General features: G+C 71.2%; 6 protein-coding genes. 2 read left to right on the forward strand and 4 right to left on the reverse strand.

The genetic code is table 11. From position 1 onward, the window contains the following. Positions 1 to 4,986: 4,986 nt before the first annotated feature. The 3 genes from D7X99_RS39650 to D7X99_RS39660 all read right to left on the reverse strand — a co-directional run bounded on the left by D7X99_RS39650 (position 4,987) and on the right by D7X99_RS39660 (position 8,944). Positions 4,987 to 6,357, reverse strand: coding sequence for a tetratricopeptide repeat protein (locus tag D7X99_RS39650; protein ID WP_121782280.1), 1,371 nt, complete (start codon positions 6,355 to 6,357; stop codon positions 4,987 to 4,989). Positions 6,358 to 6,409: 52 nt separating this feature from the next. Further along, on the reverse strand, positions 6,410 to 7,627 hold the full coding sequence (locus tag D7X99_RS39655; RefSeq protein ID WP_121782283.1) for a threonine ammonia-lyase: 1,218 nt from the start codon (positions 7,625 to 7,627) through the stop codon (positions 6,410 to 6,412). An 87-nt stretch (positions 7,628 to 7,714) separates the two neighbouring features. Further along, positions 7,715 to 8,944 (reverse strand): Glu/Leu/Phe/Val dehydrogenase, encoded by a 1,230-nt coding sequence (locus tag D7X99_RS39660; protein ID WP_014399186.1) that lies wholly within the window; start codon positions 8,942 to 8,944, stop codon positions 7,715 to 7,717. Positions 8,945 to 9,012: 68 nt separating this feature from the next. On the opposite strand from D7X99_RS39660, the gene D7X99_RS39665 reads away from it, so the two are divergent. Further along, positions 9,013 to 9,507, forward strand: a complete 495-nt coding sequence (locus D7X99_RS39665; protein ID WP_120581008.1) for a helix-turn-helix domain-containing protein — start codon at positions 9,013 to 9,015, stop codon at positions 9,505 to 9,507. Between the two features lie 33 nt (positions 9,508 to 9,540). On the opposite strand, the gene D7X99_RS39670 is transcribed toward D7X99_RS39665, so the two are convergent. Beyond that, positions 9,541 to 11,964, reverse strand: a complete 2,424-nt coding sequence (locus D7X99_RS39670) for a DEAD/DEAH box helicase (protein WP_121782281.1) — start codon at positions 11,962 to 11,964, stop codon at positions 9,541 to 9,543. Positions 11,965 to 12,032: 68 nt separating this feature from the next. Here D7X99_RS39670 and D7X99_RS39675 point away from each other — a divergent pair, with 68 nt between their 5' ends. Further along, complete coding sequence (locus D7X99_RS39675; protein ID WP_121782282.1) at positions 12,033 to 13,175, forward strand: RNA polymerase sigma factor RpoD/SigA; 1,143 nt, start codon at positions 12,033 to 12,035, stop codon at positions 13,173 to 13,175. Positions 13,176 to 13,199 lie beyond the last annotated feature (24 nt).

The raw sequence follows: 13,199 nt of genomic DNA on the forward strand, positions 1-13,199 counted from the left end.
TACGGCCCCCCGCTATCTCCACACGAGGCTATTCGTCGGCAGCGTCAGATGTGTATAAGAGACAGCCCAGGAGGAGCGCGCGGCGGGGGCCTGGGGGGCACCCCATTCCGGCGTGGCGGGAGCGGCGCCCCACGCAGGGGCGGCCTCCTCGACCGGGGCGTCCCATGGCTGCTGGGCGTCGGTGGACGGCTGGGCCCAGGAGGAACTCGCGGAGGAGTCCTCGGTGGCGGCCCACTCCGACTGCGCGGCGGCGTCCGTGGCGGCCCACGACTGATCCGCGCCCGGGGTCACGGCTTCCGTGGTCGCCCATTCGGGCTGCGCTTCAATGGGGGCTTCTTCAGCCGCGGCCCATCCGGGCTGCGCGACGACGGGCGTGGCGGCCTCCGTCGTGGCCCACTCCGGCTGTGCTTTGAGAGGAGCCTCTTCGGCGGCGGCCCACTCCGGCTGCGCTTCGATGGGTGCCTCTTCGGCGGCCCACTCGGACTGCGCGGCGACAGGTGCGGAGGCTTCCGCCGTGGCCCACTCGGGCTGCGCTTCGATGGGAGCTTCTTCGGCGGCGGCCCACTCCGGCTGTACGGCGACGGGGGCGGCCTCCTCGGTGGCCCATTCGGGCTGCGCTTCGATGGGGGCTTCTTCTTCGGCGGCCCACTCGGGTTGCGCAGCGACAGGCGCAGCCTCCTCGGTGGCCCATTCGGGCTGCGCTTCGATGGGGGCTTCTTCTTCGGCGGCCCACTCGGGTTGCACAGCGACAGGCGCAGCTTCCTCGGTGGCCCATTCGGGCTGCGCTTCGATGGGAGCTTCTTCTTCTTCGGCCCACTCGGGTTGCGCGGCGACGGGTGCGGCGGCTTCCGTCGTCGCCCATTCAGGCTGCGCTTCGATGGGCGCGGCTTCTTCAGTGGCGGCCCACTCCGGCTGTGCGGAGACAGGAGCAGCGGCTTCCGTGCTCGCCCATTCGGACTGCGCGGCGACGGGTGCGGCTTCTTCCGTGGTCGCCCACTCGGGCTGCGCTTCGATGGGAGCTTCTTCCGCGGCGGCCCATTCGGGCTGCGCTTCGATGGGAGCTTCTTCCGCGGCGGCCCATTCGGGCTGCGCGGCGACGGGCGTGGCGGCTTCTTCCGTGGCCCACTCAGGCTGCGCTTCGATGGGCGCCTCTTCGGCGGTGGCCCAATCGGACTGCGCGGCGACGGGCGCGGCGGCCTCCGTCGTGGCCCACTCAGGCTGCGCTTCGATGGACGCCTCTTCGGCGGCAGCCCACTCCGGCTGCGCTTCGATGGGCGCCTCTTCGGCGGCGGCCCAATCGGACTGCGCGGCGACGGGCGCAGCGGCTTCTTCCGTGGCCCATTCAGGCTGCGTCGCTACGGGCGTGGCTTCCTCGGTGGCCCACTCCGGCTGCGCTTCGATGGGGGCTGCCTCTTCGGTCGCGGCCCACTCCGGCTGCGGTGCCGCGGGCTCGGCAGCTTCCGCGGTCTCCCACTCCGACTGCGCAGCGACCGGAGCGGCGGCGTCGGCAGTGGCCCACTCCGGCTGGGCCTCGATCGGCGCGGCCTCCGGGGTGCTGTCGGTCGTCGCCCACTCCGGCTGCGCGGCGGCAGGCGTCGCGTCCGTGGTGGCCCACTCGGACTGCGCTGAAACAGGCTCGGTCTCTTCCGTGGCCCACTCAGGCTGTGCCTCGATGGGGGCCTCTTCAGCGGCGGCCCACTCCGGCTGCGCGGCGACGGGCGCGGTCTCTTCAGCAGCAGCCCACTCGGGCTGGGCCTCGATGGGAGCCTCTTCGGCGGCCCATTCCGGCTGCGCAGCGATGGGCGCGGCCTCGTCGGCTCCCCACTGCGGCTGCGTGGGAACGGTGGAGGTGCCTTCAGTGGTGTTCCATTCCGGCTGGGCCTCGAGCGGCGCGGCCTCCTCCGAGCCCCATTCGGCCTGCGCGGCAACGGGCGCGGCTTCTTCCGTGGCCCACTCGGGCTGCGCTTCGATGGGGGCCTCTTCAGCGGCGGCCCACTCCGGCTGCGCGGCGACGGGCGCGGCTTCTTCCGTGGCCCATTCCGGCTGTGCCTCGATGGGAGCGGCTTCTTCCGTGGCGGTCCAGTCGGAAGCCTGTGCCGGCTGCGCGGCGTCGGCCTCAGGCGTGGCCCATTCGGACTGGGCCTCGATCAGCGGAGCCTCTTCGGACGGGGGCGTCCATCCTCCCTGGGCATCCGCGACGGGCGCGGCCGTGGAGGCGACCCACGCGGATTCGGCGGCCGGGGCATCCCACGCGGGCGCGGTGGGCTGTTCGGACGATGCGGTACCGGACCACGCCTGCGTCGAAGCGGCTTCCTCCGCCGTGTCAGCGGAGGTGGCCCATTCAGGCTGGAGCTCGATGGGGGCGGCGGGCTCCACGGCATCGGAGGCCCACTCGGGCTGGAGCTCGATGGCGGCGGACGCGTCCTGCAATCCCACGGTGTCGGTGGCGTCCGAAGGCGCTCCCTCGGCGGACCACGACTGCGCATCCTGTCCCGAGGTGTCCCACGCCGAAGACTCCCCGGACTGCGCTTCGGCGAGCGACTCGGAGGCGGTGGCCAGCGGCACGGCGTCGTCGGCACTGCCGCTCAGCTCGCCCCACTGCTCCGATGCAGGGGCCACTTCGGCCGCGGGCTCGACATCGTCCGAGCCGAGCTCCAGCGTGTCGGCTTCGATGTCCGGACCAACCGGGATGCTGCGGATCCGCAGCGACGGAATGCCCGGCTCATTCGCGAACGGGGAGGGCGGCGGAGTGAGCTGCTGCTCCTCTTCGGCTCCCAGGTCGGCCACGTCGAAGGTCTGGGCCTCCACACCGGCCGCGACCGCCGAGGCCGCGCCATCGTAGGACCCATCCGCGGCGCCTTCGTGAGCGACATCGTTGGCGTCGAGCGCGATCTCTTCGGCGGGCGTCTCCGCGCCAGCCTGCCACTCCGTCGCGACGTCATCCGTGCCGAGCGTGATCTCCTCCGCGGAGGTCTGCACCGGCGCCGCGTTGTCGGCCTGCCACTCCGTCGCGACATCACTCGAGGCGCTGCCCGACTGCCAATCCGTGGCGACCTCGCTCGACTCGAGCGCGCTCTCCTCGGCGGGCGCCCCGGTGGCGACGGCGCTGTCAGCCGTCCACTCCGTCACCGCATGACCGGAGGCCAGTGCGCTTTCGTCGGCGGATGCGGCCGTGTCGGCCTGCCAGTCCGTGGCGACGTCGCTCGTGCCGAGTGCGATCTCCTCGGCAGGAGCTTCCGTCGCGTCGGCCTGCCAGTCCGTGGCGACGTCATTCGAGCCGAGCGCGATCTCCTCCGCCTCGGCCTCGCCGCCGGTCTGCCAGTCCGTGGCGACCGCGACCTCCTCCGCCGGAGTCTCACCCTCCGCCTGCCAGTCCGTGGCGACGACATCGTTCGTGCCGAGCGCGATCGCATCGGCCGCGGGAGTCTCACCCTCCGCCTGCCAGTCCGTGGCGACGTCGCTCGTGCTGAGCGGGATCTCCTCCGCCTCCGCGGTCGCCTGCCACGCAGCCTCGACCTCGGTCGTACCGGTCGCCGAGGCAGCTCCACCGGACTGCCAGGACTCCGCGCTGGCCGTCTCCGGCTGCCACTCCGTGGCGACATCGCCCGCGTCCAGGGCGATCTCCTCCGCGGGCACTTCCGTGGCGCCGTCGGTCCACGCCTCCGCGATGTCACCCGCGCCGAGCGCGATCTCTCCACCGTGCTCCGGCGCCTCGGCGACAGGGTCCGCGTCCGTGCCCCACGCTTCCGCCGTCTCCGTGGCGACCGACTGGGCCTCCTCCACGGCGGCTTCCACCGGCGCGGCGGGCTCCGCCGTGGCGACGTCGCTCCAGTCCCAATCCGAAGCCGTACCTTCGGCCTGCGCCGCCGGCTCCACCGCGAGCGGCGCGGTATCGAGCGCGCTGGCCCGGGACTCCTCGGACTCCACCGCCAGTGGCGCCGCGTCCCACGCCGCATCCACGGGCGACAGGTCCTCGGCCAGCACCGCCTCGGAGACGGGCTCGGCCTCCAGCAGCTCCGCCTCTCCGACCGCGTGCTCCGCGGAGGCCAGCGCCTCCGCCATCGGATCCAGCCCGGACGCCGCCGGGGCCTGGGCCTCCGACTCGACCTCCATCGACAGGTCCGCGAACGAATCCTCCAGCGAGGGCTCCGGCTCGGGGGCGGCCACCGGGGGAGGCGTCTCCGTCGACAGCCCGGAGAAGTCCTCCTCGGCGCTCGTGTCCCACGTCGCCTCCGCCGGAGCAGGCGCGGCCGCCGCGGGGGCCTGCGGCATCCACGGCGCGGGTTCACTCAGCGAGGGGATGTCGATGTCGTCCGTGCTGAGGTTCAGGCTGTCCGGCTCGACGGGGGCCTGAGGGGCATAGGCCTGCGGATCCACCGGGGCCGCGTAGCCCGCCGCGGCGTTCGGGTCATACGCCGCGTTCGGGTCGTAACCCTGCTGTGCCCAGGCCGCCGCGGCGTTCGGATCATAGGCCGCTGCGTTCGGATCATAGGCCGCCGCGTTCGGGTCGTAGCCGGCGGGGTAGGCGTACCACTGGCCGTCTTCGCCGTAGTACCCCTGGGCGTTCGGGTCGTAGCCGGCGGGGTAGGCGTACCACTGGCCGTCCTCGCCGTAGTACCCCTGGGCGTTCGGGTCGTAGCCAGCGGGGTAGGCGTACCACTGGCCGTCTTCGCCGTAGTACCCCTGGGGCTGCTGCTGCTCGGGCTGCGCCCAGGCCTGGGCCGCCGCCGCGGTGTCCGCCGCGTCCTGGATGCCCAAAAGGCCGCGCAACTCGACCCAGCGAGCTTCCTCGACAGCGGACAGACTTCCCAGCTTCCGCTTCTCATCCAGGAAGCGGAACTCTCTCATCGCGGCGCGCGTATCGGACATCCGTCACCTTGCTGCGCCAGCGTCTTGGGGGGACCGCCGCAGCAGAAATCTTGGAGGGTCGCGAGTGTAGGGGACTCCCGCCAGGGGGTAAACCAATCCGCCACGCCCGACCGGCCGCTACCTCCCCGAGAGGGCGGCACGCACCGCCTGGTCCAGGCCGGCGAAGTCCTTCTCGTAGGTGGCCTTCAGGGCCTCCTGGAAGGAGTCGGCCTGGCCCGCCTTCTGGATGAAGTCCAGCAGCTTCTCCTGTCCCCCCAGCCGCACCAGCTCCCGCACCGCCATGGCGGATGTTCCGTAGGCGACTTCGGGCTGGGACATGGAGATGGGCGCCTGCTGGTCCATGTCCGACAGCTTGGGCAACCGTCCCTGCTTCGCCTGGCCCTTCATCACTTCGCGCAGATGGCGCGGGGGGCCGTCCAGCCCCAGGTAGCGCCACTCGATGTACTCGGCCAGGCCCTCGTTGAACCAGCGGGGCAGGGCGCCGCCTCCGCGCGGGCAGATTTCGTCCACCGCCGCGTGCACGTACTCGTGGACCAGCGTGGCCTTCGTCGCCTGCGTCAGCTCCGCCGCGTCGTTCATGCGGATGGCGTCCTCGGAGTACAGGCCGGCCACCGCGGACGCGAACCGGGCGCCCATGTGCGTGGCGAACTCGTCGCGCGTGTAGAGCACCACGTTCAGCTGCCGCTCGCGGGCCTTCCCCAGCGTGCGCTGGGTGAACTCATAGGCCTCGTCGAGCGCGGACACGACCTTGCCCTCGTACTCCGCGCGCTGGCCGAAGTCCCGGTCGCTGTTGAAGTAGCGGATGGCGAAGCGGCTGTTCTGGCGCACGCGCATGCCGTCCTTGCCCACGCCGGACTCGTAGCTCAGGCCCGCCGTACGGACCTCTCCGCCCGCGGTCGCCCTCGCCTGGCGCGTGTCCCCCGGGGTGGGCTCGCCATTCATCCGCTGCTCCAGGCGCTCCGCCTCGCGCCGCGCGGCCCCTTCCTCCGACACCTGCGAGCGCGCCTGCTGCATCAGCTTCTTCGCCTCCGCGGCCTCCTTCGACTTCGCGGGCACCTGCTGCAGCGTGGCCAGCGCCCCCGCCGAGTCCTTGTCCTGCAACTGCAACCGGCCCAGCTCAAGCGCGAACGCGCCGTCCTTGGGGAAGGTGGCCAGGCCCTTCTTCAGCGCCTCCTCCGCGGCGGCCCGCTGATCCGTCTTCAGCGCGGAGCGCGCCAGGCAGCGCAGGCCGCCCGCCGTCTCCTGGAAGGCCACGGCGCGCTCGCCCAGCGAGTACGCCATCACCGCGTCCTCCGGGAGCAGCGCCTCGCAGCCCTTGAGCAGCGGGCCCGCCACGGACGGCCGCTGCGCCTCCGGGTAGGAGGCGGGGTCCGCGGCGGCGAACGCGAGGTACAGCTCCTCCCACTCCTTGTGGGCGGCCAGCTCCTTCGCCTTCTGCGCGGGAGGAGCGGCGGCGAGGAGCAGCAGGGCGATGAGGGGCGTGTTCATGGGTTTCCGGAGTATCGCCGAAGCCCCGAGCGCCCGCGCAAGCCTCCCCGCCCTACGTCCGGGCGACCTGCCAGCCCTGGGCCTCCAGCGCGGCCATCAGCTCCTGGATGTGCGCGTGCCCGGTGGTCTCCAGCATCACCTCCACCGTGGCCTCGCCCAGGCCCGCCTTGGAGAAGGCGCGGTCGTGGTGCAGGTCCACCACGTTGGCGCGCATCTCGGCAATCTGCGTGGTGAGCCGCGCGAGCACGCCGGGCCGGTCCGGCAGCCGCACCTCCAGCTGCACCAGGCGGCCCGCCTTCACGAGGCCCCGCTCGATGATGCGGCTGATGACGTTCATGTCGATGTTGCCGCCGCCCACGATGATGGCGACGCGCTTGCCCTTCGCCTGCGGAATCCGGCCGTTCACGAGCGCCGCCAGCCCCGCCGCGCCCGCGCCCTCCGCCACCGACTTCTCCTGCTCCAGCATCATCAGGATGGCGGCGGCGATCTCCTCCTCGTCCACCGTCACCACCGTGTCCACGTACTTGCGCACGTGCTCGAAGGTGAGGTCCCCCGGCACCTTCACCGCGATGCCGTCCGCGATGGTGGTGCCCGCGTTGGTGAGCTCCGTGCGCTTCCCCGCATCCAGCGACGCCTTCATGCTGGCGATGGTGGAGGCCTGCACGCCCACCACCTGGATGCGCGGGTTCGTCTGCTTCAGGGCCACGGCCACGCCGGAGATGAGCCCGCCGCCGCCCACCGGCACCACCACCAGCTCCAGGTCCGGGCACTGCTCCAACAGCTCCAGCGCGATGGTGCCCTGGCCCGCGATGACGTGCGGGTCGTTGAAGGGGTGCACGAACACCAGGTCCTCCGCGGCCTGGATGCGCAGGGCCTCCGCGTAGGCCTCGTCGTAGTTGGCGCCCTTGAGCACCACGCGCGCGCCGTAGTCGTCACGCGTGCGAGTCACCTTGATGAGCGGCGTTCGCTCCGGCATCACGATGGTGGCGCGGATGCCCAGCCGGCGCGCGTGGTACGCCACGCCCTGCGCGTGGTTGCCGGCGGAGGCCGCGATGACGCCGCGGCGCTTCTCCTCCTCCGTCAGCGTCAGCAGCTTGTTGAGCGCGCCGCGCTCCTTGAAGGCGCCGGTGCGCTGGAGGTTCTCCAGCTTGAAGTACACCACCGCGCAGTCGGTCTTCTCCGTGAAGTAGTCCGACGCGGGGCACGGCGTGGGGCGCAGCGCGGTGCGGATCCGTTCGCGCGCCGCCTGGATGTCCTGCAGGGTGACCATCATGGCCGGGCGTGTAGCGGAAGCGCGCCCCGCACGGAAGCGGCCCGGAGCCCCACGCCTGCCTGCCCGCGCGCGCGGCGGGGTGCGTCAGATGCCGCGCAGCACCGTGGCCTTGCCCACCCGGCCGATGGCCAGGATGTAGGCGGCCGTCCGCATGGAGACCTTTCGCGAGCGTGCAATCTGCGCCACCCGGTCGTAGGCCTCCTTCATCGTCTTCTCCAGCTCCGCGTTGACGCGGTCCTCTTCCCAGGAGACGTGCTGGAGGTTCTGCACCCACTCCAGGTAGCTCACCGTCACGCCGCCCGCGCTGGCCAGGATGTCCGGCACCACGAAGATGCCGCGCTTCTCCAGGATGTCGTCCGCCTCTGGCTGGGTGGGGCCGTTGGCGCCCTCCACCACCAAACGCGCGCGCACGCTGTTGGCGTTGTCGCGAGTGAGCACGTGGCCCAGGGCCGCGGGGATGAGCACCTCGCAGTCCGCCGCGAGCACGTCCTCGTTGCGGCACGGCGTGCCGCCGCTGAAGCCCGTGACGGTGCCGGTGCGCTTCACGTGCTCGAAGAGGGACGGCACGTCCAGGCCCGTGGGGTTGTACATGCCGCCCAGCACGTCGGACGCGGCCACCACCACGCCGCCGTCGCCCCAGATGAGCTGCGCGATGTGGCTGCCCACGTTGCCGAAGCCCTGGATGGCGAAGCGCGTGCCCTTCACCGGCATGCCCAGATCCCTCAGGATTTCACGGCACACGTAGAGCAGGCCTCGCCCGGTGGCGGCCTCGCGGCCCTTGGAGCCGTACAGCTCCAGGGGCTTGCCCGTCACCACCGCCGGAGAATGGCCGTGGTAGCGCGAGTACTGGTCCATCACCCAGGCCATCACCTGGGGGTTGGTGTTGACGTCCGGCGCGGGGATGTCCCGCGTGGGCCCGATGACGTCCTGAATCTGATCCACGAACTTGCGCGTGAGCCGCTCCACTTCCTTGAGGCTCATCTGCGCGGGGTCGCAGGCCACGCCGCCCTTGGCGCCGCCGTAGGGCACGTTCACCACGGCCGTCTTCCACGTCATCAGCGACGCGAGCGACACGCACTCGTCCTGGTCCAGGGCGGGGTGGTAGCGCAGGCCGCCCTTCATGGGGCCGCGGCTGTTGTCGTGCTGGATGCGGTAGCCCAGGAACGTGCGGATCTCGCCGGAGTCCATCTCGATGGACACCTGCACCTTCACCTCGCGCAGGGGCGTGGCCAGGAGCGTCTCGATGGGCGTGCCCACGTCCATCACCCGCGCGGCCTTGCGGAAGTAGTAGTTGGTGCCGTCGACGGCGTTCATGGTGGGCTTCACTCCTGAGGACAGACGGAAAACCTTAACAGAAGCGGTGCGCTACGATGGGTGCGTCCATGCGCCCCCACTCCCCGGACGACAGCGACGCCGGCTCGTCCCTGCAGGGACTGGCGCGGCGGATCCGCACGTTGCGCGAGCGCCGGGGCCTCACCCAGGAGGACTTCGCCGCCCGGTGCGACATTTCCGTGAGCTTCGTGTCCCTGCTGGAGCGCGGCGAGCGCAACCCCAGCTACGACACGCTCCTCCAGGTCGCGGCCGCGCTGGAGCTGCCGCTGGGGGAGCTGTTCCGGCTGGAGGACGCGGAGGACGCGGGGGCTCATCGGCTGGTGGAGTGGGTGCGGCTGAAGAAGCTGGGCCGGGACGACGTGGACCGCCTGATGGCCGTGGCGGAGGCGATGTTCAGCGGTGGGCCGGGCGCTTCGACTCCCCCGGCGAAGGAGGCCAGCGCGGCCTGCGCTTCACCGGAGTGCGGCCGGCCCGTGCTGGCCCGGGGGTTGTGCGTGGCGCACTACCACCGGGCCCGCAGGAAGAAGACGGCTCCGGAGCCTTGAGGGGGCCGTGAGCCCCCCGAAGGCGCGGAAGCACTACTTGCGCTTGGCGCGCTCCACCTTGAGCGTCTTGCCCTCGCCGTGCGGCTTGCCGTGGGTGGACTCGAAGCCCTCCACGTCCTCCTCCGCCACGAAGACATACGCGTACGTGGGGCGCAGGTCGGTGCGCAGCACCTTGCCCGCCGGAGCGCCCGCGGCCTCCAGCGCGGCGGTGACGCCCGCCTCATCCAGGCCTTCCTGACGGCCCAGGCCCACCCACAGGCGCGCCTGGCCGGGGAGGTCCTGCAGGGACTCGTGACGGGGGCGGCGCTCTTCACGCTGGCCGCGCGGACGGTGCCGCTCCAGCTTCAGCGGCTTGTCGTTGTGCGCCTTGCCGTTGAGCGACTCGAAGCCCTCGGCGTCACCTTCCGGCACGTAGACGTAGCCGTAGGTGGGGCGGGTGAGGGCCTTGATGACCTTGCCCGCCGGGGCGCCCATGGCCTCCAGCGTGGCGGGCAGCTTCGCCTCGTCCATGCCGTCGTCCATGCCCAGGTTCACCCAGAGCTTCACCTCGCCGGGGCCCGCGTCCGGGGACGGGGGCGGGCGGGCGCTGGTGGTGTCGCGCTCGCTGCGCGGCTTGCTCTTCTCCACGCGCAGCGTCTTGCCGCCGTGCTGCTTGCCGTTGAGCGCCTCGAAGCCCGCGGAGTCCTCCTCCGCCACGAAGACGTACGCGAACGTGGGGCGCAGCTCCGCGCGCACCATCTTGCCCAGCGGCGCGCCCGCGTCCTCCATGGCCGTGGCGATGCTGCCCGGCCCCAGGCCGTCCGCGGTGCCCAGGTTCACCCAGAGCTTCGTCTCGCCCGGGCCCGCCTCCAGCGCGGCGGAACCGGCACCCCGGCGCTCACCCCGGTCCTCGCGGCGCGGCTCGTCGCGGCGCGGACGGCGCTCGCGGTCCGGGTGCTCGTCGCGGCGGGGACGCTCGGTGCGCTCGCCGCGCTCCTCACGGCGGGGACGCTCGCGGTCGCGCTCACGGTCGCGGTCCTTGCCCCGGCGCTCCAGCGGCTTCTTCTCCACCGGCTCGCGCTTCTCCGTCTCCCCGGCGGCCTGCGCCTTCTCCATGCGCAGGTGGCTGAAGTAGTACTTGATGAGGAAGGCGATGAGGTCGTCCGCGTCCGGGCGCTGCTTGAGCTGCGTGGCCAGGGGCAGGAAGCCCTCGAAGATGCTGCTGCCCATGCCCTCGCGGAGCTCACGCACGTGGCGCTCGGTCCACAGGTGCATGGCCTCTTCGGGCGCGGGCATCTCGCGCATCTCGAACTTGATGCCGAACTTCTTCTCCAGCACGGTGAACGTCGCCAGCTCGCGCCCTGAGAAGAGGTTGATGGCCGTGCCCTTGTTGCCGATGCGGCCCGTGCGGCCCACGCGGTGCAGATAGACGGCGGGGTCCTCCGGCAGGGAGTAGTTGATGACGTACTCCAGCCCGGAGATGTCGATGCCGCGCGCCGCGATGTCCGTGGCGACCATGAAGGCCACCTCGCCGCGCTTCACCTTGCCCATCACCCGCTCGCGCTCCTTCTGCGGCAGGTCTCCGTTGAGCAATTCCGCGTCGAAGCCGTTGCGGTTGAGCACCGCGGTCACCAGCGCCGTGTCATCCCTCGTGTTGCAGAAGATGATGGCGTTGGAGGGCTCCTCCTTCTCCAGGATGTAGATGAGGTTGCGCGGCTTGGGGAACTGATCCGACACGTCGTAGCGGATGTGGTGGATGTGCTCCACCGTGAAGACGTCGCCGGACAGCAGCAGCGTCTCCGCGTTCGTCGTGTAGCGCGCGATGAGGTTCTGGATGTCCGTGGGGACGGTGGCGCTGAAGAGCAGCACCTGGCGCGTCTTCGGAAGACGGTCGAGGATGCGGGTGACCTCCTCGTAGAAGCCCTGGTTCAGCATCTCGTCGGCTTCGTCGAGGATGGCGTGGTCGCAGCCGTCCAGCTTGAGGTTGCCGCGGTTGATGTGGTCGAAGACGCGGCCCGGGGTGCCCACGATGATGGGCGTGCCCTCTTCCAGCGCGTCCTCCTGCTGCTTCATGGAGGCGCCGCCGTAGATGGCCGCCACCTTCACGCCCTTGTACTTGGCCAGCGTGGTGAGCTCCTCCGCCACCTGGAGCGCCAGCTCGCGCGTGGGGCAGAGGATGAGGGCGCGCACGCGCTTCTCGTCCGCGGGAATCTTCTCCAGCAGGGGCAGGCCGAAGGCGGCCGTCTTGCCCGTGCCCGTCTTGCTGCGGACGATGAGGTCCTTGCCCGCCATCGCGGGGCCAAAGGCCTTGGCCTGCACGGGGGTGGGGCTGGTGTAGCCGCGCTCCGCCAGTGCACGGCGGAGGGGCTCGGAGAGGTTCATTTCTTCGAAGCTGATGTCCGCGATGTACTCGCCGGGACGCGTCGTGGCTTCGTCAGGCGCCGGGGCTCCCGGCGTGGGCTCTTGGATGTCGCTCATCGGGCATGGGCATAGCCCCTGCATTACCCTCTGGCAACAATCGCGGCACTTTGGGGTATGGAGCGCGCATGGCGAATGGGAGGAAGAGAACCAATGGTCCGGCCGCCCCCCGGCCCCGCGCGAAGCGCCCCGCGGCCTCCGCCCGCCCGGGGACCGCCCGGCAGACAACTCCGGAAAACCCGCAAGCTCTGGACGAAGAGGTCGAGGAGACCGCCCAGGACCCGGACGCCCTGGAGCCGGACCTGACGGAATTGAATGAAGCGGAGGCGGAAATCGAGGAGTCCCCGGCTCCCGCCCGCGCCGCCCGGCCCGCGGCCCTGGTGCGCGCGGAGAGCAGCAGCGCCCTCACCAACCGGGACCCGCTCCAGGCCTACATGGCCGAGGTGACGAAGCACCCCCTGCTCACCCGGGAGGAGGAGCACCAACTGGCCAAGGAGTACCAGGCCTCGGGGAGCGTGCGGGCGGCCTACCGCCTGGTGGCCTCCAACCTGAGACTCGTGGTGAAACTGGCCCACGAGTACCACCGCAACCCCCTGTCCCTGCTGGACCTGGTGCAGGAGGGCAACATCGGGCTGATGCAGGCAGTGAAGAAGTACGACCCGGACCGGGGGGTGAAGCTCAGCTCCTACGCGGCCTGGTGGATCCGCGCGTACATCCTTCGCTACATCATGGACAACTGGAAGATGGTGAAGCTGGGGACCACCGAGGCCCAGCGGAAGCTCTTCTTCAAGCTGCGCCAGGAGCAGGAGAAGCTCATCTCCCAGGGCTTCGAGGCCAGCCCGCGCCTGTTGGCGGAGCGCCTCAACGTCACCGAGCAGGACGTGGTGGAGATGGACCAGCGGCTGGGGCACGACGAGGTGTCCATCGACGCGCCGCTGGGCAACGACGGGGACTCGGGCTCCACCCGGGCGGACCGCTACCTGCCGTCCAGCGCGGTGCCCGCCGACGAGCGCCTGGGCAGCGAGCAACTCAAGGCCCTCTTCCGGGAGAACCTGGCCGCCTTCGCCCAGACGCTGGAGGGCAAGGAGCGCTACATCTTCGAGCACCGCCTCACCGCGGACGAGCCGCTCACGCTCCAGGACATTGGCGACAAGTACGGCGTCAGCCGCGAGCGCGCCCGGCAGATTGAGGCGGCCCTCATCAACCGGATGCGTGAGTTCATGCGCGAACGCATCCCGGACTTCGACATGGTGGCGGTGCCCAAGGGCTGACGTTGGGGCCGGGGGGGCGAGAAC

It is taken from the genome of Corallococcus sp. AB032C (assembly GCF_003668935.1).
GTDB classification, from domain to species: Bacteria; Myxococcota; Myxococcia; order Myxococcales; family Myxococcaceae; genus Corallococcus; species Corallococcus exiguus.